Source organism: Nitratireductor thuwali, from assembly GCF_036621415.1.
In the GTDB taxonomy this organism is placed as follows: Bacteria; Pseudomonadota; Alphaproteobacteria; order Rhizobiales; family Rhizobiaceae; genus Chelativorans; species Chelativorans thuwali.
In genome coordinates, this window is the sequence record NZ_CP030941.1 from 2,058,302 (window position 1) to 2,077,197 (window position 18,896).

Sequence of the window (18,896 nt, forward strand, 5' to 3'; positions counted from 1 at the left end):
CCGGTTTCCGCCGGGGGGTAGCGTAAAATGATCCACCGCGCCTACCCGTCCGCGATCTTTCCCAAGAGCTTCAGAAAGATCTCCGCCTCGCGCGCGTTCAGCGGCTTCAGCGTTTCGGCCGTGATCCGCATCGCCACCGGCAACAGCCTCTCGACGAGCACGCGCCCCTCATCCGAAAGCCCCACCACCAGCCGCCGCCGGTCCAGGGCATGCGGCTTCAGTGTCACAAGTCCCCGCTTCTTCAGCCGGTCGATCACGCCCTTGATGGTCGCCGCATCCATGGCGATGAGCTGGCCGAGCTGGTTCTGCGATGTTTCGCCCACCTCATGAAGCCGCGCCAGAGCGGCGAACTGCGGCGGCGTGAGGTCGCCCACATGCGCCGCGAAAATGGACAGATGACGCTGGTTCGCCTTGCGCAGGACGAAGCCGACCTGCTCGTGCAGGCGGTATTCTCCGCCCGCTTCCAGACTGTCCCGCGGCGGCGCCGGCTTGTCGGCCAGGCTCATCGCAGCCCGTCCTGGCCTTTGATGTCTTCGGCACGAAGACCGCCCATGCGCGCATGGACGCGGGGTCCGCAGGTCATGGCGAGCACGAACAGGATCTCATCGGGACGCGGCCCGTCGGCCATCCCGACTTCCATGGCGTCGAAATGGCTGCGCACATAGGCGGCGTTGATATGGCCGAGCGGGATGTCGATGCGCGCGCCGAAGGCGCCCACCTTCTTGGCCGAGGGCACGATGGCCCGGGAATCGCCGAGCCGCTCGCGCATGGCATAGCCGCCCGGCACATGCCAGAGCGCGCCGTGCTCCAGCTCGCCCGCCACGCCCACAATGGCCCCCTTGCCGAAACCGTCGATGACCGACGTGTCGCCGCCCAAGGCAGCGATCAGCCGGTCGGAGAGCTCCAGCCCCAGCGGTTTCAGATCGTCCATCGCGCTTTCGAGCTCGGAGACATAGCGCCCGGCAAAGGGATTGGCCACCAGAGCCATGGCCGCCGCCCGGCGGCGCGGCGTCTCGCGCACCGGCCCGCCCTCGTGAAATATCTCCTCGGTAAGCAACGCGATCTTTCGGACGAAAAACTCAGGCATGGCTCGTTTCCTCAAGTAGAAGCATTTCATTGACTGGAATGGGACGTTGCCGCGGCGCTTCGCCGAAGCAAGACCGGGAGCCGCCCACCAGACGATGCCGGCCCTGCAGGAAAAGCGCCGCGCCCGCGATCAGGCCACGATCCCGCATGTCTTGCGCCACGGCAAGCCCTGCGTCGAGTGCTGTCGATGCTTCTTTCCCCGACAAAGGTCCGACCGCCACCGTCACCATCTGGTCACCGAGATCGCTGTCCGGCGACAATTCATTAGCCGGCAATCGTTCTATGCCGCCATGGCCCGGCAGATTGACAGCGTTGGCGATCAGCGTTGCCGCCACATCGGCCTGCGCCGCGCTTGCCGCCAGCACCGTCACGGCGTCGGCGATGCCCAGCGAATGGCTTCGGCCGCGCCAGCCGCTGGTGGCGAGCCCGCGCACCGGGTCGCCGGCGCGGATCGTCAGCCGGTCGGAAAGGCCATGGCCGGTGCCGGCGATCGCCACCGTCGTCTCAGTGCCTGCGGCAAGGTGCAGCGCGGTATCGCCGCCATTGTTGACATAGGCGCGCCGGAGCCGCCGGCCGTCGACCATAGCAGCCAGCATCTCATCGGCGACGCCCCCGGCAACCGCTGCCATCGGCGTCACAAAGGCCGGATGGTGCCGGGCGCTGGCCGCTTCCATCCGGCGCGCGGTCGAGTGGCGGAAACGGCGTGCCCGCAGCCCGACCGGGCGGCGTAGCGCGGGCAACTCGCTCACGAGCTCTTCCAGAATGCTCCGGAACCGGGCGGCCGCCTGCGCATAAGCCTGCCTCACCTCGTTCTCCGGGCCGAAAGCTTCGACGATCAGGTCGATCGGCCCGTGGTTCATATGCAGCCGCCGCTTGTCGGGCAGCCAATGCACGGTCGGGCCCATCATTTCCGGGGCTCCCGCCGCAATTGTGCCAGCGGCGGCCAGGGGCTGGCTGCCGGGGCTGCCTCCAGCCGCCGCTCGTTTAAATATTCGCCGCCCCGCTCCAGCACATCCTCCAGCGAACGGATCTCGGCCTCATGGCCGCCGAGACGGATATAATCGTCGCGGCGCATGGTGAACTCGATCGGCGCGACCAGCGCCGGAGTCGGCACATAGCCGAACGCATTGTCCGGCGTGCGCGAGACGTCCACCATGATGGTGATTCCCCCGCCCGGCCAGACATAGACCGGCGCCCCGCCGCAGGTGACATAAGTCTTCAGCCCCTGCACGGAGCGGGTGAGGTTGACCGGGTTTTCGGTCACGCCGGCGCGCAGGCTGCCGCCCGCCCCGCCCATGAAAAGCACGGTGCAAAGCGCGGGCTCGCAATTCTCCTCAATCAGGTCGACGGATCTGCGCAGCCGCTCGGGAAAGGCCTTCTCCACCGGCTTCAGATCCTCGTCGAGCTCGTAATAGGCGAACTGCTCACCGGTGGTCGATACCATCAGCAGCGAGAGCCCCGGCCGGGCGCCTTTCTTTGCGTTGAAGCCGCCCAGGATCTCCAGCGGGTCGTCAATGGTGGTTCCGCCCCAGCCGAGCCCCGGCTCGGAGACCTTGAAATAGCGGCCGGGCGTCGATTTGCGTCCGACGATCTTTATCCCGGTGTCCTCCCAGCCGATCACCTTGCCGGCCTGATGCTCGGATACGACGCCGGTTATATGGTCGTCCACCACGACCACCTCGTCCACCAGCCCTTTCCATTGGGTCGCGAACATGCCGATGGTGGCCGACCCGCAGCCGACCCGCATGCGGGCTTCGCGCTGGCCGTCGATCACCGGCGCCTTGCCGGCTTCCACGATGACCGTCGCGCCGCCGTCGATGGAAAGTTCGACCGGCTTCTTGTTGCACAGATCCATAAGCGCACGGCAGGTCACGCGGCCCTCGGACTTGGAGCCCCCGGTCAGGTGCTGCACGCCGCCCAGCGAGAGCATCTGGCTTCCATATTCGGCGGTGGTGACATGGCCTATCACCTCTCCCTCGGCCCGCACGGCAGCCGTCTCCGGGCCAAGATGCCGGTCGGTGTCGATCTTCACCTTGACCCCGCAATAGGAGAAGATCGCCTCGGTCACCACGGTGATTAGATCGACGCCCTCGACGTCCTGGCTCACGATAAAGGGTGCCGGCTTGTAATCCGGATAGGTCGTGCCTGCGCCAATGGCGCTGACGAACCGGCGTCTGGTATTGACCAGCCCGCCGTCCCAGGATCGCTCTTCCTCGAACGGCACCAGCGCCGCGCCATCCTCCGCCGCATGCTCCAATATGGTCACTGGATCGCAGCGCGTGATCCGCCCGCCGAAATTGCCGTAGCGGTCGCAGGCGCCGGTGCGGCCCTCGGCGATGTAGCACATGACGGGGCAGGCATCGCAGCGCAGCTTTTCTTCCTGGGCCTTCTTCGGCGGTTCCGCCTCGAAACGTTCGGAAAGCTCGTTCATGGCTTCCGCCCCGCTGCCTGAATGGCCGCCAGAACGCGCGACGGCGTTGCCGGCACCTTTTGGATCTCGGCGCCGCTGGCATGGCGGATGGCGTTGAGGATGGCCGGCGCCGTGGGAATGAGCACGTGCTCGCCCAGCCCCTTGGCGCCAAAGGGACCTTCAGGGTCCGGCACCTCCACCAGGATCGTCTCGATCGGCGGCACATCGCCGATTGTGGGGATGAGGTAGTCGTGCAGGTTTTCCGTGCGGCCCGGCACATACTCCTCCATCAGCGCAAGGCCGATCCCCTGGGCGATGCCGCCCTCGATCTGCCCTTCGGCCAGGATCGGATTGATGGCCCGGCCGACATCGTGGGCGGCGGTGATCTTCAACAGTCTCACCGTGCCCAGCCTCATGTCCACCTCCAGCTCCACGATCTGGGCGCCATAGCCATAGACGGCATAGGGCTTGCCCTGGCCCTTCCCGTCGAGCGCGGTGGTCGGCGGATCGTAGGTCTCCTCGGCCGAGAAGACATAGCCATGCGCATCGGCTGGAAGATTATCGAGTGCCACATGGCGCACCGCCTGGCCTTCGCGAATGACCAGCACCGTGCCCTCCAGCGATATTTCCGCCGCGTCCGACACGTTCGCGAAACGCAGGATCGTCTCACGCAGCGCGCGCCCCGCCTTCTCCGCCGCCTTTCCCGAAATGAAGGTCTGGCGGGAGGCGGATGTCTTGCCCGCGTCGGGCGTGATGCCGGTATCGCCGCCAAGCAGCGTGAAGGCCGACAGCGGCAGGCCGCTGGCGTCGGCGCATATCTGCGCGATCACCGTGTTCGATCCCTGGCCGATATCGACGGCGCCCTGGTGCAGGACGACGGCGCCGTCACGCGAAATCCCGACCCTGATCGTGGAGGGATTGGGCAGCGCCGTGTTTCCGCAGCCATACCAGCAAGAGGCGACGCCAATCCCCCGCCGCGTCTTAAAGCTCTCCTTGTTGAAGCTTTCCGCATCAGCCAGCGCGCGCTCCCAGTGCGGCCGCAGTTGCTCCAGACATTGGCGGATGCCGACGCCATGAAGTTCCTGGCCGCAGGTCGTCCGGTCGCCGTCCGACAGCGCATTGACCAGCCGGAATTCCAGCCGGTCCATCCCCAGCTTCCCGGCCAGGCGGTCGTAGAGCGTCTCCTGCATGATGGTCGCCTGCGGCACGCCGAAGCCACGAAACGCACCGGAGATCGGCCCGTTAGTATGGATCGCGCGGCCGACCGCCCGGTAGTTCGGCGTTCTGTATGGGCCCGACGCGTGCACCGGCACGCGATTGGCCACCGTCGGACCCCAGCTTGCGTATGCGCCTGTGTTGAAGTCGCCCTCGAAGATCATGCCTGTGATCCGGCCTTCCGCATCGGCGCCGATGCGGGCCTGCATCCTGGCGGGGTGGCGCTTGGTGGTCGACCGCATGGAATCGCCGCGGCTATAGACGAGAGCCGCGGGCCTGCCGGTTTTAAGCGCCACGAGGCCGATGAGCGGTTGAAGCGAGACGTCGAGCTTGGACCCGAACCCGCCGCCCGTCGCCAGCGGCACGATCCGCACCTTTTCCGGCGGCAGGCCCAACACCTTGGCCGTGTCGTCGCGATCCATGAAAGGGGCCTGGGTGCAGGCTTTTATGACCAGCGTGTCGCCATCGACCATGGCATAGCCGGCTTCCGGCTCGATATAGGCATGCTCCACATAGGACGTCTCCATCGAGCCCTCGACTATGGCCTCGGCGCGGGCGAAACCGGCCTCGGGATCGCCGCTTTCAACGAGCCCCTGCGTCAGGAGGTTGTCCGGGCGTTCCTCATGAACCAGCTTTGCGCCGGGGGTTCTGGCCTCTTCCGTCGTCAGGCAATACGGCAGTTCGGTCCAGGCGATCGGAAAACGGGCCGGATCGAGCGCCTCGATGGCGTCGCGTTCCCCTGCGATCAGCGCGACCGCTTCGCCCCGGAACCGGGCGCGTCCTTCCGCCAGAGCCGGCTGGTCGGCAAAGGGCGGAATGACGCCGAAGCGGTTTTCGCCGGGGATATCCGCCGCCGTGAAGACGCCGACGATGCCCGGATGCGCCGCGATAAAAGCTTCCCTGTCGCCGATCTCGAAGGTCGCGTGCCAAAAAGGCGAACGCATCACCAGCACCGATAGCGCATCGGGCGGCCGCTCGTCGGCGCCGAAGATCTCCCGCCCCGTTATCTTGCGCTCGCCGTCAAGGCGGATGGGCGAAGCACCAACGGCCGCGCGCGGGGCGATGGTTCCGCTGTCGACGGCAACCGGCCTGTTAGCGTTCATCACCGCCTGCACGATCTTGCGGTAGCCCGTACAGCGGCACAAAACGCCGCCCAGCGCGTCCTGGACCTCCGCCTCCGAAGGTGTCGGGTTTTCATCCAGAAGCGCGCTTGCCGTAATCAGAAGACCCGGCGTGCAGATGCCGCACTGTGCCGCGCCATGGCGCAAAAAAGACTGCTGAAGGGCCGAAAGGCGACCATTCGAAAGCCCCTCCACCGTGCTCACCCGGCGGCCCGCGACGTCGGACGCGGGAACGAGGCAGGCGCAGACGACCTCGCCGTCGACCAGCACCGAGCACGCGCCGCAATCGCCGGCGTCGCAGCCGACCTTGGTTCCCGTCAACCCGACCTTATCGCGCAGAAGCGCGGAAAGCCGCTGAACCGGAGCAGTTTCGACGACGATCGGCCGCCCGTTGACCTCAAACGATAGGGAAATGCTTCCACCGCTCATGCCGCAACGCCTCGCTCTGCATCGGTGAAAGCGGCTTGGAGCAGCGCCCTTTCAACGATCTCTCGCGCCCCCAGCCTGCGATATTCGGCACTGCCGCGAACGTCGTCGATGGGGGACAATTCCGAAAGTGGATAATCTGCGACAAGTTCTGATATATTACTGATATATCTACCGATCAGCGCTTGCTCCAATCCCTCGATCCGCTGCGCCACTGCCGAGCAGGAGCCGACGGCGACCGCCGCCTCCACGATTCGCTCTCCTTCCAGTGCGATGCGCGCCGCAGCCATGGCGATGGATATGACGAGGTAGCGCCGCGAACCCAGCTTCACGAAGCTGGACCGGCCGGCCGTCGCGTGCCTGGGCACATGCACCGCCGTTACGAGCTCGCCGGGCCGAAGCGCCGTTTTGCGGTTGCCGAGAACGAATTCAGACAGCCGGACCAGGCGCTGGCCTTCATCGGCAGAACGCAGCTCAACGCGCGCGTCCAGCGCCAAGAGAGGCGGCATCCCATCGGCGGCGGGAGAAGCGTTGCACAGATTGCCGGCCACCGTCCCACGGTTCTGGATCTGGATGGACCCTACCTCGCGTGCGGCCTGCTTGAGCATGTCGAAGGCCGGCGGCAGGGGATGGCGTATTATCTCGGTCCAGCTCGTCCGCGCGCCGATGGCGACATGGTCGTCGGTCTCGGTGATGCCGGCGAGCTCCGGCAGGCCGTTGATGTCGAGCACGTCCTGCTTGAGGGGCCCGGCACCCAGTGCCGGGTAGAAATCGGTGCCGCCCGCAAGCACGGTCCATGGCTTCTGCTTCAGCAGAAGCAGCGCCTCCTCGAGTTCGGTCGGTCTGGCATAGTCCATGGCTTGCCTGCCTGCCTCGTCTTGCACGCCGCACACCGCCGCTGCCTTTGGTCAGTGTCGAACCGGGCGGCACGCTCCTGTCCCTGCGCCATTCTTGTTGGTCTGCGGCGCAAACTCGTTTGTATACGAATGATACGCCGATGCGCCTGCTTGTCAAAGGGGAACATCCGGTCCACCCTTGCACCGATCACTCATTATGCGGAGGCAAGGCATGGCCGATGAGGCGCTGATCGTCATCGACGTCCAGAACGATTTCTGCCCGGGCGGCGCACTCGCGGTGAACGAGGGCGACCAGGTGGTGCCGCTCATCAACCGGCTGATCCAGCGGTTCGACCATGTGGTGCTGACCCAGGACTGGCATCCCGCCGGGCATTCGAGCTTCGCGTCCCGCCATACCGGCAAGCAGCCCTTCGAGACCATCGCCATGCCCTACGGCGAACAGACACTGTGGCCGGACCATTGCGTGCAGGGCACGCACGGGGCGGAGTTTCACGATGACCTGGAATGGACGAAGGCGGAGCTGGTGATCAGGAAGGGTTTCCGCAGGGAAATCGACAGCTACTCGGCCTTCTTCGAGAACGACCACAGAACCCCGACGGGCCTTTCTGGCTATCTGCGCGAGCGCGGCATCACAAGGGTCACGCTGGCCGGGCTCGCTACCGACTACTGCGTGGCCTATTCGGCGCTGGACGCGCGCAGGCAGGGCTTCGAGGCAGCTGTCCTGCTCGACGCCTGCCGCGGCATCGATCTCGGCGGATCAATGGCGGCGATGGAGAAAAGGATGCGCGAGGCGGGTGTGGCGCTGGCCCAAACGTGAAAAACGGCGCGAAACGCTCCGCGCCGTCGCTGCTTTCGGGCAAAAAAGGGCCTAAGCTGCCTGCCTTTTGGGCTGGATCAGCCCCTTTGCGACCAGCAATTCGGCGATCTGGACCGTATTCAGCGCCGCGCCCTTGCGCAGATTGTCGGAGACGACCCACATGGCCAGGCCATTGTCGATGGTCGAATCTTCGCGCAACCGGCTGATATAGGTGGCGTCCTCGCCGGCGCTCTCATAGGGCGTGATGTAGCCGCCGTCCTCGCGCTTGTCGATGACCTGGCAGCCCGGTGCCTCGCGCAGGATCTCGCGCGCCTCGTCGGCGGTGATCGGCTTTGCGAACTCGATGTTCACTGATTCGGCATGGCCGATGAAGACCGGCACGCGGACGCAGGTTGCCGTCAGCTTTATCTTGGGGTCGAGCATCTTCTTGGTCTCGGCCACCATCTTCCATTCTTCCTTCGTGAAGCCGTCGTCCATGAAGACGTCGATATGCGGGATCACGTTGAAGGCGATGCGCTTGGTGAACTTCTTGGTGGAGATGGGATCGGCGACGAAGACGGCGCGCGTCTGCTCGAACAGCTCGTCCATGCCCTCTTTGCCCGCGCCGGAGACCGACTGATAGGTGGATACGATCACGCGCCTGATCGTCGCCGCATCGTGCAGCGGCTTCAGCGCCACGACGAGTTGGGCCGTGGAGCAGTTGGGATTGGCAATGATGTTTTTCTTACGGAAGCCTTCAACCGCATCCGGATTGACCTCCGGCACGATCAGCGGCACGTCCTGGTCGTAACGAAAGGCCGACGAATTATCGATAACCACGCAGCCCTGCTTGCCGATCCTCGGCGAATATTCCTGGGAAACGCCGCCGCCCGCCGACATCAGGCAGATGTCGGTGTCGGAGAAATCGTAATTTTCCAGCGCCTTCACCTTCAGCGTCTTGTCGCCGTAGGAAGCCTCCTGCCCCACTGACCGGCGCGAGGCGAGCGCCACCACCTCATCGGCGGGAAATCCGCGCTCTTCGAGGATGTTGAGCATTTCGCGGCCGACATTTCCGGTGGCGCCGGCTACGGCTATCTTGAAACCCATGATCTTGAACTCCTGTCCCTCTCCGCTTGCTTTGGAAGATGCCCGCCGACCTGCGGGTTTCTCTTCCCCGGGCCGGACCCGGGGAGAGCGCGAGCGGGCCAAGGGAAATCAGACCGTCTTGGCGGTCGTTTTTTTGGCCGTCGTGGTGGTGAAGCGGAGGCGCGCGCCGACATTCCCGGCGGTGCGGGGCGAAAGGCCCGAAAAATGCATCGCGATGGGATCGCGCATCAAAGTCAGCTCCGTTTACGCGCGTTGTTTTACGCTGAATTGGCGCGGAGTCAACGTGGTGCATCGGGCACGGCTTGCCGAAACGTGACTTGACCGGCAGCCGCCGCGCCATACTCTGGTCGGGACCGTCTAACGAATGCAGGAAAGCGATCATGCATACGAACCGGACGATTTCACCCTTGCCGCTGGCTGCCCTGTTTATCGCGGCCCTCGTGTTTTTCGGCCTCGCCGCCCCGGCCTTTGCCCACCATGGCTGGGCCTGGACCGACGGCGAGCCTTTCGAGCTGAGCGGGACGATCGAGGAGATCTATATCGGCAATCCGCATGTCACCTTGACGGTGAGGGCCGAAGACGGCACCTGGCATGTCGACCTCGCCCCACTCGCGCGGACCTTGCGTGCCGGTTTCGACGAGGATGCCGCCAGCGTCGGCGATAGGGTGACCTGCCTCGGCTTCCGCTCCAGCGATCCGGCGGAAAGGACAATGAAAGCGGCTCGGGTGACGGTGAACGGCACAGCTTACGACGTTTATCCACGCCGCGTCCCCGACATCTGACAGGCGCGGCCCATGCTCGCCGAGTGGCTCCAGGCACTGCACGACTGGCCGCTGGCGGCATTCTTTCGCCGCTCGGTCTATGCCTATCCGCTGCTCAACGCGACGCATATATTCGCGCTGACGCTGCTTGTCGGCACCATCCTGCCGGCCGACCTCAAGATGCTTGGCCTGTTCCCGAGATTGGCGGCCGATCCCTTTCTGCGGCTGATGACGGCAATCTCAGCCACGGGGCTGGTGCTGGCCGTGGCCACTGGCATTCTGCTGTTTTCGGTTCAGCCGCTGGAATATGCCGCCAACGCGGCCTTCCTGACCAAGATCTCCCTGGTTGCGCTGGGCATCGCCAACGCGATTGTCGTCCGCACGAGCCAGGCTTGGCGAAGGGCTTCGGCGGGCGGGGCCATAGGCCCCGGCCTGCGGCTCGGCGCCTTGCTGTCGCTGGCCATATGGGTGACGGCGCTTTTCGCCGGACGCTGGATCGCCTTCATCTGAACGCCGGAACAAACGGAGTTGGCCGGCCGTTGCAGGAAGACGGAGGCCGCCATGAACGAGCAGAAAGAGCAGAAGACCTATCGCGCCCGCGACACCCGCCAGGGCGACATCATCTTGCGCACGCCCCTGCGCAAGACGATCTTCATCGCCGGGCTCGTAGGCTTTGTCCTGCTTGCCTTGCTGCTGACCTTTCTGTGAGGGAAAGTCCGGTCAGGCCGCCCGGTCAGGATGAAAGCGACCTGAATTTCTCCACGATGGCATCCCCCATGGCGCCGGTGCCCAGTTCGGTCATGCCTTCCGACATGACGTCCCTTGTGCGGCAACCCTCGTCAAGAACGGCAGAAATCGCCTTCTCCAGGCGGTCCGCTTCCTCCACCATGTTGAAGGAGTAGCGCAGGCACATGGCGAAGGAGGCGATCATGGCGATCGGATTGGCGATGCCCTGCCCGGCGATGTCCGGTGCGGAGCCGTGCACGGGCTCGTATAGCGCCTTGCGGCTGCCCGTTTTCGGATCCGGCGCGCCGAGCGAGGCCGACGGCAGCATGCCGAGCGAGCCGGTCAGCATCGCCGCCACGTCGGACAACATGTCGCCGAACAGATTGTCGGTAACGATCACGTCGAACTGCTTGGGCCACCGCACGAGCTGCATGCCGCCGGCATCGGCCAGCATATGGGTGAGCTCGACATCGGAATATCTTTCCTTGTGCGTGGCCGTCACCACCTCGTTCCACAGCACGCCCGACTTCATGACGTTGCGCTTTTCCATCGAGCAGACCTTGTTCCGGCGCGTGCGTGCCAGCTCGAAGGCCACGCCCGATATCCGCTCGATCTCGAACGTATCGTAGACCTGCGTGTCGATGCCGCGCTTCTGGCCGTTGCCGAGATCGATGATCTCCTTGGGCTCGCCGAAATAGACGCCACCCGTCAGCTCGCGAATGATGAGAATGTCGAGGCCCTCGACCACCTCCTGCTTTAGCGAGGAGGAAGCGGCAAGGGCGGGATAGCAGATGGCGGGGCGCAGATTGGCGAAAAGCTCCATCTCCTTGCGCAGCCGCAGAAGGCCGGCCTCGGGGCGAACCTCATAGGGAATGCCGTCCCATTTCGGCCCGCCCACCGCGCCGAAAAGCACGGCGTCCGCGGCCAGCGCCTTGGCCATATCGGCGTCGGAAATGGCCTGGCCATGCGCGTCATAGGCCGAGCCGCCCACAAGCCCTTCCTCCGTCTCGAAGCCGGCCCCAAGCTCGGTGTTCATCATATCGATGAGCTTGGCGACCTCGGCCATCGCCTCGGGGCCGATTCCGTCGCCGGGAAGAAGAAGGAGCTTTTTCGTTGCCATGGAAGCCTCTCAGAAAACATTCGACGCCTTGCTAAGGCACGGAAAACCGGGGCGCAAGGCTCATGCGCCCTGCTCCGGTACTGCGCCACGAAGTTCAGGCACCACGCAGCCGCGCCGTGACCTCGATCTCGATCTTCATTTCCGGCTTGATGAGATCGCATACGATCATCGTGGCGGCGGGCCGAATGCCGCCGAAGGCTTCGCCGAGGACCGGGAACACGCGCTCCGCGTAGGCCGCGTCCGTCACGTAATAATGCGCGCGCACGACGTCCTCGAGTGCGAAGCCGGCATCCGCCAGAGCCGCGCGGATCGTGGCGATGCAGTTTCGCGTCTGCTCTTCCACGCTGTCCGGCATCACCATCGATGCATAGTCATAGCCCGTCGTGCCGGAGACGAAACACCAGGGGCCATCAACGACCGCGCGGCTGTAGCCCGCGGTCTTTTCGAAAGGCGATCCGGTCGAGATCAGCCGCCGCATCGCGAGGCACCGATCCTCATATCCATCTTATCAGGCCCACGGGCGGCTCTGGCTGTACTGGCTCTCGAAGCTGTCGATGGCGGCGGCTTTCTCAAGCGTCAGACCGATGTCGTCGAGCCCGTTCAGCAGGCAGTGCCGCTTGAAGGCGTCGATCTCGAACTTGATGGCGCCGCCGTCCGGCCCGCGGATCTCCTGCTCCTGGAGATCGACCGTCAGCGTGGCGTTGGAGCCGCGCTCGGCGTCGTCCATCAGCTTCCCAAGCTCTTCCTCGCTCACCTTGATGGGCAGGATGCCGTTCTTGAAGCAGTTATTGTAGAAAATATCCGCAAAGCTGGTGGCGATCACGCAGCGAATGCCGAAGTCAAGCAGAGCCCATGGCGCATGCTCACGGCTGGAACCGCAGCCGAAATTATCGCCCGCAACCAGGATCTTGGCATTGCGGTAGGCTGGCTGGTTAAGCACGAAATCCGAGTTCTCCGAGCCGTCCTCATTATAGCGCATCTCGGCAAAAAGACCGGTTCCCAGCCCCGTACGTTTGATCGTCTTGAGATAATCCTTGGGTATGATCATGTCTGTATCGACATTGACGATCGGAAGGGGAGCGGCGACGCCGGTGAGCGTGGTGAACTTTTCCATGAACCTTAGACCCGTCTGCCGTGGATTTTGCGGCTGGCACTGTTTTGCATAGGAGTTTTGTTTGCACAACCCCGATGCGTACCAAGACATCTTGCGTAAACGTAAGGGCTGAGCGAAGAATTGCTTATGAGTGATTCGCCGATCAAGCTGCGCCGCTCGGCGCTCTATGTTCCCGCGAGCAATGAAAAGGCCTTGGCCAAGGCCAGGGACCTGTCTTGCGACGCGGTGATTTTCGACCTTGAGGATTCCGCCGCGCCGGAAGAAAAGGCGACGGCCAGGGAACGCCTGCGCAAGCTGCTTTCGTCCGATATGCGTCCGTCCCGCGAAATCATCATCCGGATCAATCCCCTTTCCAGCGAATGGGGCACGGAAGACCTGCTGGCCGCGCGCGCCATGCGGCCGGACGGCATACTGCTTCCCAAGGTGGAGGGCCCGGACGACATATTGGCGGCCGACGAGGCTCTGGACGAAGCGGACGCGCCGCCCTCGCTGAAGCTCTGGGCGATGATGGAGACGTCGCGCTCCATCGTCAACGCCGCCCCGATCGCCGAACTCGGCCGCAACCCCGCTGCCCGCCTCGCCTGCCTGGTGGCCGGCGTCAACGACCTCGTCAAGGAGACGCGAATCGCGCCGCTCCGGGAGAATCTGCGGCCCTGGCTCATGCAGATCGTTCTGGCCGGGCGCGCTGCCGGCATCGATGTGCTTGCCGGCGTCACCAACAACTTTCGCGACATGGAAGTTTTTGCGAGGGATTGCTCGGACGCGCGCTCCATGGGCTTCGACGGAAAGACGCTCATCCACCCGGCCCAGATCTACCCCGCCAACGCGATTTTCGCACCCTCATCCGAGGAGCTCGCCGAAGCGCGCAGGATCGTGGAAGCGTTCTCGAAGCCCGAAAATCAGGAAAAGAACGTCGTCGCCCTCAACGGGCGCATGATGGAGCGGCTCCACCTCGAGCAGGCAAGGGCGCTGATAAGGCGGGCGCAGGCGGTCGAGGAGCTGGAGGACAGGGACGATTGAGGCTGTATCGCTTTCTGACCGGCCCCGACGACGCAAGCTTGTGCCACAAGGTGACGGCAGCTCTGAATGGAGGATGGCTCCTGCACGGCTCGCCGACATATGCCTATGACGGGGAAGCCCGGGCCATGCGCTGCGGCCAGGCCGTCTGCAAGGAGGTCGAAGGCGTCGACTACACTGCGGATACCAGGCTCGGCGAATGGTAATTTGGCCGGCATGCGATCAGGCGACGTCTTCCTCGATCCGCGCCATGTCGTCGTCCGACAGGCCGAAATGATGGCCGATCTCGTGGATAAGCACATGGGCGACGATGTCGCCCAGCGTTTCCTCGTTCTCCGCCCAATAGTCGAGGATGGCGCGGCGGTATAGCGTGACCCGGTTGGGACCCTCGCCGGTGGCCGGATTCCAGCGTTCGGCAATGCCGCGACCCTCGAAAAGCCCCAGAAGGTCAAAGGGCGTCTCCAACGCCAGGTCGTCCATGATCTCTTCGGTGGGGAATTCCGCAATCTGGATGACGATCTCGCCCGTCAGCTCGCGAAAATCCCGGGGCAACGTGGCGTAGGTCTCAAGCGCCAGGAGTTCCAGCTCCGGCAGCGAGGGCGAAAGCTGGTCCTGCCAAGCTCGTGTCTGATAAATGCGTGCCATTTCTTGTCCTTGTGGAAGCGCATATAGCGGTTTCCTTTCCAAGATTCGAGAGCACGGCGCATTTCCGCTGCTATCGCTGTCACCTCTTGGACCGGCATGGCGCCTCGTGGCATCGTTTTCTCGACCTAAGCCTTTGTTCTTGCTCGTGATCCTTGTCCGGGAGGCCTGCGCCTCCGGGTATCATGGCAAAACCCGGCTTTCCTTCAGCTCCACCAGGAAAGGTGCAAGCGCCGGAATCAGAGCATGCCGCTGCGTCCAGATAGCAAAAAGGCCGGATACCCGAGCCCTAAGCCATTCAAATCTAAGAGATTTTGGAGCGGGCGAAGGGATTCGAACCCTCGACCCCAACCTTGGCAAGGTTGTGCTCTACCCCTGAGCTACACCCGCTCGCGCGGCGAAAGCCGCAAGCGGCGCTTATATGGCTGAACTGGAAGGCGATTGCAACAGGGAATTCGCACCGTTCTGCGTATTGGATGCGATTCGGCCGGCCGGGCTCGAAAGGACGCGCTTATGCGGCATCTTGCAACCGGAGCCGCCTGTGAATAGACGAAGGTCGGAGCAGAACCCGTGGGGGCAGGCAGGCCATGGCGAAGACGGCTGACGATCTATTCAAGTTCTTGCACGAGATGGGGATCGAGACCGAAACCAGGGAGCATCCGCCGCTCTTTACGGTCGACGAATCGCAAACGCTGCGCGGCAGCATCCCCGGCGCGCACACCAAGAACCTCTTCCTGAAGGACAAGAAGGGGCGCTACTTTCTCGTGACCGTGGAGGAGCGTGCGGTAGTCGATCTGAAAACCATACATCAGGTCATCGGCGCCTCGGGACGGGTCTCCTTCGGCAAGGAAGATGCGCTGATGGAGCTGCTCGGCGTGACGCCGGGCGCCGTGACCTTGTTCGGCCTCATCAATGACGAGGACCGCAAGGTCACGCTCGTTCTCGACGAGCCGCTGATGGAAGACGAGGTCATTAACGGCCACCCGCTGCACAACAGGGCGACGACATCGATCGGCAGGGATGATCTTCTCCGTTTTCTGAGGGCCACAGGACACGACCCGCTCGTCTTGAAAGTCTCGATTTGATGGCCACATCTGGCCATAGCATCATATACTGACCCGAATCCGGCTGCGGCCGGCGCAACAGAGGGATCTCCATGAGCACGCGCGACAATCCTTATGCAGTCCCCGGGGACACGGCAGGCGGCACGATGAGGGCCGGCGTCGACTTCGGCGCGCCGGAGCAGAGCCGGACGCCGGGGCGGCCATCCCTTCTGGATCTGGAGAACGGCCCTGTTGCGGAAGGACTGATCAAGGAAGCGTCCACCGCCAGCTTTACCGCCGACGTCATCCAGGAATCGCGCCGGCAGCCCGTACTGGTCGACTTCTGGGCTCCCTGGTGCGGGCCCTGCAAGCAGCTGACGCCCGTTCTGGAGCAGGCGGTGAGGCAGGCCGGTGGCAAGGTGCGGCTGGTCAAGATGAATATTGACGAGCATCCTGCAATCGCCGGACAACTTGGCATCCAGTCGATCCCCGCCGTCATCGCCTTTAAGGATGGCCAGCCGGTGGACGGCTTCATGGGAGCCGTGCCGGAAAGCCAGATCAAGCAGTTCATCGACAAGCTGGGCGGCGGTGGCGACCGGATAGGCGAAGCGCTGGAAACTGCGAAGGCGGCCGCGGACGAAGGCGACAGCCAGACGGCTGCCCAGATATATTCCGCCATTCTCCAGGAAGAACCTGATCAGGTCGATGCATTGGCAGGGCTTGCCGGGCTGCTCTTTGACGCCGGGCAGGCCGACAAGGCCGCCGCGCTGCTCGATCGGGTGCCAGCGGCCAAGAGCGATGCGCCGGCGGTCGCGGCCATTCGTGCGCGCATGGCCCTTGCCGAGCAGGTGGCAGCGCTCGGCGACCCGGAGGCGCTGGCGGCTCGTCTTGAAGCCGATCCCGACGATCACCAGGCACGGTTTGACCTCGCCCTGATCGCCAATGCACAGGGCCGCCGCGAGGAAGCCGCCGAGCATCTTCTGCACATCATTCGCAAGGACCGCAGCTGGAACGACGATGCAGCGAGAGCAAAGCTGCTCGAGCTTTTCGAAGCTTGGGGGCCGGGCGATCCGGCGACCCTTTCGGCACGCAGGCGTCTTTCATCCTTGCTCTTTTCCTGAACCCTTGAAGCATTGGCTTGCCGCGGAACTCGCACCGCATTGAGTTTTGAAACCCGTGACACATATTGCCAGATGGTAATACGCGAGCGCCGGCAAGCTGCCTCACCGGTGCTGGGCCGTGCGGGCCTGAGATTGGCTCGATGGAGGTGAATCCTTGAAGGCGGGAAATGCCGACTACTGCGATGCCGCCGACCTGCCGCGGGTGGTGCCCGTATTCCCGCTCGCCGGCGCCTTGCTCCTGCCGGGAGGGCGGCTTCCGCTGAACATCTTCGAGCCCCGCTATCTCGCCATGGTCGATCACGCCCTCGCCGATCGGCGGCTGATCGGGATGATACAGCCCAGCATCGAGCGGACCGGAAGCAAGGCCGAAGCCCATGCGGCTGGCCCGCCGCTTTGCGCCGTCGGCTGCCTCGGAAGGCTGGTCTCGCTGTCAGAAACGGGTGACGGCCGGTATCTGATCTCGCTCCAGGGCGTCTGCCGGTTCTCCTGCATAGAGGAAGTTGCGACGGACACGCCGTTCCGGCTGTGCCGCATAGAGCCGTTTGCCCGGGATCTGCGCAAGGACGCGACCGCCGAGACGATCGACCGCAAAGGCCTGATTCATGCGCTGCGGGCCTATCTGGCTGCCCATGAGCTGGAAGCGGACTGGCGCAGCGTGAGCAGGGCGGAAAACGGGCCGCTCGTCAACGCCCTGTCGATGATGGCGCCCTACGGACCGGCTGAAAAGCAGGCGCTGCTCGAGGCTCCAGACGTGAAGGCCCGCGCCGAGACGCTCATCGCACTGACGGAAATGGTGACCGCCCGGCGTGGCGGCGACAATGACCGCAATCTGCAGTAATGTCGGCGCTCCCGTCAGGGAGCAGGGGCGGCGGGACGCTACCTCTTGCCGAACCGCTCCTGTGCGGCGGTTCCAGCCATTTCGATGCGAACAGATGACCGTGGAAGGACCTCGATGAGACGGACCCAGGACGACATCGTCGATGTAAAGCTGCTGGAACTTCTGGTCTGCCCCATCAGCAAGGCACCGCTGAAGTGGGACCGGGAGCGGAACGAGCTGGTTTCACGTGCCGCAGGCCTGGCCTATCCGGTGCGCGACGGCATTCCCGTCATGCTGCCTTCGGAGGCGCGGCCGCTCTCACAGGACGTCCCCGGCCGGCCCGGCTGAAATTGCCGCTCCGTGCGAGGGCGGTTGACAATCCGGCTCCCGCAGGCGCTTTCCAACGGTGGGATGGGCGCTTAATGTGATTCCATGGCACAAAAGAAAGCACATGAAGTCGACGGCTGGCTGGCAAGGCCTGACCCCCTTTTCTGGATCGTGCTGATCTATGGGCCGGATCGCGGGCTGGTCTCCGAGAGGGCGCGGCGCTACGCCGTTGCGACCGGCCTGCCGCTGGATGATCCCTTTACCGTGATCAAGCTGGATGCCGGAGAGGTCGAGCAACAGCCGGGGCGCCTGTCCGATGAAGTGCGAACCGTGCCGATGTTCGCCGAACGGCGGTTGATCTGGCTGCGCGGCGCCGGCGCGCAGGCCGGGCTCGGTCGCGACATTGGGCGGCTGATCGCCGAGCCATCCAGCGACTGCACGATATTGATCGAAGCCGGCGACCTGAAGAAGGGCGCCGCCCTGCGCAGCGCCGTGGAGCGCGGCGATGGCGCGATGGCGCTTCCATGCTATGCCGACGATGGCCGCGGCCTCGACGCGCTCATCGACGAGGTGCTGTCGGCCAGCGGTCTGTCCATCGATCTTGAGGCGCGCCAACTGCTGAAGGCCAATCTCGGCGGCGACCGGTTGGCGACCCGGGGCGAGCTTGAAAAGCTCGCGCTTTACTGTGCCGGCAGCAAAACGGTTCTTGCCGCCGACATTCGCGAGCTTGTCGGCGATGTTGCGCGTTCGAGTGCCGACGATACGGTCGACGCGGTCCTGTGCGGTCGCATAGCCGAGTTCGACACGCTCTTTTCGCGGCATCTGGCGACGGGAAGCCCTGCCTTCCTCGTTCTCTCGGCAGCGCTGCGGCAGGTGCATCAGCTTCAGATCCTGCGCGAGCAGGTGGAACGGGAAGGCAAGTCGCCGGCCAGCGCGATCGGCGCGGCCCGCCCGCCGGTCTTCTTCGCCCGCCGCCGTGCCGTGGAGACGGCCCTGCAGCGCTGGGATCTCGGCAGGCTCGCCGCGGCGGGCGTACGCCTCCACGGTGCCATTCTGCGCACGAGGCAGCACCCTGCGGCGGCCGAGGCCTCGACCCGACAGGCGCTGCTGGCCCTCGCCATAGAAAGCGCTCGGACGGGCCGCTGAAACCCGGCCTGTACGGCTGCCGCGAGCAAACCTTAGCCGGCTAT

Annotated in this window: 22 protein-coding genes and 1 tRNA gene; 11 read left to right on the top strand and 12 right to left on the bottom strand. The window is 64.5% G+C overall.

The genetic code is table 11. The annotated features are described in order from the left end of the window. Positions 1-41 precede the first annotated feature (41 nt). From NTH_RS09935 to NTH_RS09960, 6 genes are read right to left on the bottom strand one after another with little or no spacing between them, the layout of a single operon-like run. Complete coding sequence (locus NTH_RS09935; RefSeq protein WP_338529866.1) at positions 42-506, bottom strand: MarR family winged helix-turn-helix transcriptional regulator; 465 nt, start codon at positions 504-506, stop codon at positions 42-44. Then, positions 503-1,087: an amino acid synthesis family protein gene (locus NTH_RS09940; RefSeq protein ID WP_338529867.1), complete on the bottom strand. Its 585-nt coding sequence runs from the start codon at positions 1,085-1,087 to the stop codon at positions 503-505. Before NTH_RS09940 ends, NTH_RS09935 begins: the two co-directional genes overlap by 4 nt. Then, entirely contained in the window at positions 1,080-1,994 is a 915-nt protein-coding gene (locus tag NTH_RS09945; protein ID WP_338529868.1) for a UPF0280 family protein, read from the bottom strand. Before NTH_RS09945 ends, NTH_RS09940 begins: the two co-directional genes overlap by 8 nt. Beyond that, positions 1,991-3,517, bottom strand: a complete 1,527-nt coding sequence (locus NTH_RS09950; RefSeq protein WP_338529869.1) for a 6-hydroxynicotinate reductase — start codon at positions 3,515-3,517, stop codon at positions 1,991-1,993. The genes NTH_RS09945 and NTH_RS09950 overlap by 4 nt, the downstream gene beginning before the upstream one ends. Further along, entirely contained in the window at positions 3,514-6,261 is a 2,748-nt protein-coding gene (locus tag NTH_RS09955; protein WP_338529870.1) for a molybdopterin-dependent oxidoreductase, read from the bottom strand. The genes NTH_RS09950 and NTH_RS09955 overlap by 4 nt, the downstream gene beginning before the upstream one ends. Next, complete coding sequence (locus NTH_RS09960; RefSeq protein ID WP_338529871.1) at positions 6,258-7,115, bottom strand: FAD binding domain-containing protein; 858 nt, start codon at positions 7,113-7,115, stop codon at positions 6,258-6,260. Before NTH_RS09960 ends, NTH_RS09955 begins: the two co-directional genes overlap by 4 nt. 211 nt (positions 7,116-7,326) lie before the next feature. Between NTH_RS09960 and pncA the strand changes: the two genes are divergently transcribed. After that, positions 7,327-7,932 (top strand): bifunctional nicotinamidase/pyrazinamidase, encoded by a 606-nt coding sequence (gene pncA / locus NTH_RS09965; protein WP_338529872.1) that lies wholly within the window; start codon positions 7,327-7,329, stop codon positions 7,930-7,932. Between the two features lie 51 nt (positions 7,933-7,983). Here the strand turns inward: pncA and NTH_RS09970 are convergent, their stop codons facing one another. After that, positions 7,984-9,018, bottom strand: a complete 1,035-nt coding sequence (locus tag NTH_RS09970) for an aspartate-semialdehyde dehydrogenase (RefSeq protein WP_338529873.1) — start codon at positions 9,016-9,018, stop codon at positions 7,984-7,986. A gap of 380 nt (positions 9,019-9,398) precedes the next feature. On the opposite strand from NTH_RS09970, the gene NTH_RS09975 reads away from it, so the two are divergent. From NTH_RS09975 to NTH_RS09985, 3 genes are read left to right on the top strand one after another with little or no spacing between them, the layout of a single operon-like run. Next, the gene (locus NTH_RS09975) at positions 9,399-9,800 is read left to right on the top strand and encodes a DUF6152 family protein (RefSeq protein ID WP_338529874.1); all 402 of its coding nucleotides are present in this window, start codon (positions 9,399-9,401) and stop codon (positions 9,798-9,800) included. Positions 9,801-9,812: 12 nt separating this feature from the next. Next, a complete protein-coding gene (locus NTH_RS09980; RefSeq protein WP_338529875.1) occupies positions 9,813-10,289 on the top strand; it encodes a DUF2214 domain-containing protein in 477 nt (158 codons plus the stop codon). Between the two features lie 51 nt (positions 10,290-10,340). Next, positions 10,341-10,487 (top strand): peptide ABC transporter permease, encoded by a 147-nt coding sequence (locus NTH_RS09985; RefSeq protein ID WP_338529876.1) that lies wholly within the window; start codon positions 10,341-10,343, stop codon positions 10,485-10,487. Positions 10,488-10,512: 25 nt separating this feature from the next. On the opposite strand, the gene leuB is transcribed toward NTH_RS09985, so the two are convergent. From leuB to leuD, 3 genes are all read right to left on the bottom strand, one after another. Further along, positions 10,513-11,625, bottom strand: a complete 1,113-nt coding sequence (gene leuB, locus NTH_RS09990; RefSeq protein ID WP_338529877.1) for a 3-isopropylmalate dehydrogenase — start codon at positions 11,623-11,625, stop codon at positions 10,513-10,515. A gap of 94 nt (positions 11,626-11,719) precedes the next feature. After that, a complete protein-coding gene (locus NTH_RS09995) occupies positions 11,720-12,103 on the bottom strand; it encodes a RidA family protein (RefSeq protein ID WP_338529878.1) in 384 nt (127 codons plus the stop codon). A gap of 30 nt (positions 12,104-12,133) precedes the next feature. Beyond that, a complete protein-coding gene (leuD, locus tag NTH_RS10000; RefSeq protein WP_338529879.1) occupies positions 12,134-12,739 on the bottom strand; it encodes a 3-isopropylmalate dehydratase small subunit in 606 nt (201 codons plus the stop codon). A 126-nt stretch (positions 12,740-12,865) separates the two neighbouring features. On the opposite strand from leuD, the gene NTH_RS10005 reads away from it, so the two are divergent. Then, complete coding sequence (locus NTH_RS10005; RefSeq protein ID WP_338529880.1) at positions 12,866-13,759, top strand: HpcH/HpaI aldolase/citrate lyase family protein; 894 nt, start codon at positions 12,866-12,868, stop codon at positions 13,757-13,759. Continuing rightward, positions 13,756-13,962 carry a DUF1737 domain-containing protein gene (locus NTH_RS10010; RefSeq protein ID WP_338529881.1) on the top strand — a complete coding sequence of 69 codons (207 nt, stop codon included), beginning with the start codon at positions 13,756-13,758 and terminating at the stop codon, positions 13,960-13,962. The genes NTH_RS10005 and NTH_RS10010 overlap by 4 nt, the downstream gene beginning before the upstream one ends. 16 nt (positions 13,963-13,978) lie before the next feature. Here NTH_RS10010 and NTH_RS10015 read toward each other — a convergent pair whose 3' ends face one another. Both NTH_RS10015 and NTH_RS10020 read right to left on the bottom strand, forming a co-directional pair. Next, positions 13,979-14,401 (bottom strand): metallopeptidase family protein, encoded by a 423-nt coding sequence (locus NTH_RS10015; protein ID WP_338529882.1) that lies wholly within the window; start codon positions 14,399-14,401, stop codon positions 13,979-13,981. Between the two features lie 312 nt (positions 14,402-14,713). Beyond that, positions 14,714-14,788 (bottom strand) — tRNA-Gly (locus NTH_RS10020). Positions 14,789-14,985: 197 nt separating this feature from the next. Here NTH_RS10020 and NTH_RS10025 point away from each other — a divergent pair. The 5 genes from NTH_RS10025 (at position 14,986) to holA (ending at position 18,852) form a co-directional block, all read left to right on the top strand. After that, positions 14,986-15,483: a prolyl-tRNA synthetase associated domain-containing protein gene (locus NTH_RS10025; RefSeq protein WP_338529883.1), complete on the top strand. Its 498-nt coding sequence runs from the start codon at positions 14,986-14,988 to the stop codon at positions 15,481-15,483. Positions 15,484-15,554: 71 nt separating this feature from the next. Next, positions 15,555-16,562: a thioredoxin gene (gene trxA / locus NTH_RS10030; RefSeq protein WP_338529884.1), complete on the top strand. Its 1,008-nt coding sequence runs from the start codon at positions 15,555-15,557 to the stop codon at positions 16,560-16,562. Between the two features lie 154 nt (positions 16,563-16,716). Then, complete coding sequence (locus tag NTH_RS10035; protein WP_338529885.1) at positions 16,717-17,400, top strand: LON peptidase substrate-binding domain-containing protein; 684 nt, start codon at positions 16,717-16,719, stop codon at positions 17,398-17,400. A 114-nt stretch (positions 17,401-17,514) separates the two neighbouring features. Further along, positions 17,515-17,727, top strand: a complete 213-nt coding sequence (locus NTH_RS10040) for a Trm112 family protein (RefSeq protein ID WP_338529886.1) — start codon at positions 17,515-17,517, stop codon at positions 17,725-17,727. Positions 17,728-17,811: 84 nt separating this feature from the next. After that, on the top strand, positions 17,812-18,852 hold the full coding sequence (gene holA / locus NTH_RS10045; protein WP_338529887.1) for a DNA polymerase III subunit delta: 1,041 nt from the start codon (positions 17,812-17,814) through the stop codon (positions 18,850-18,852). The last annotated feature ends 44 nt before the right edge of the window (positions 18,853-18,896 follow it).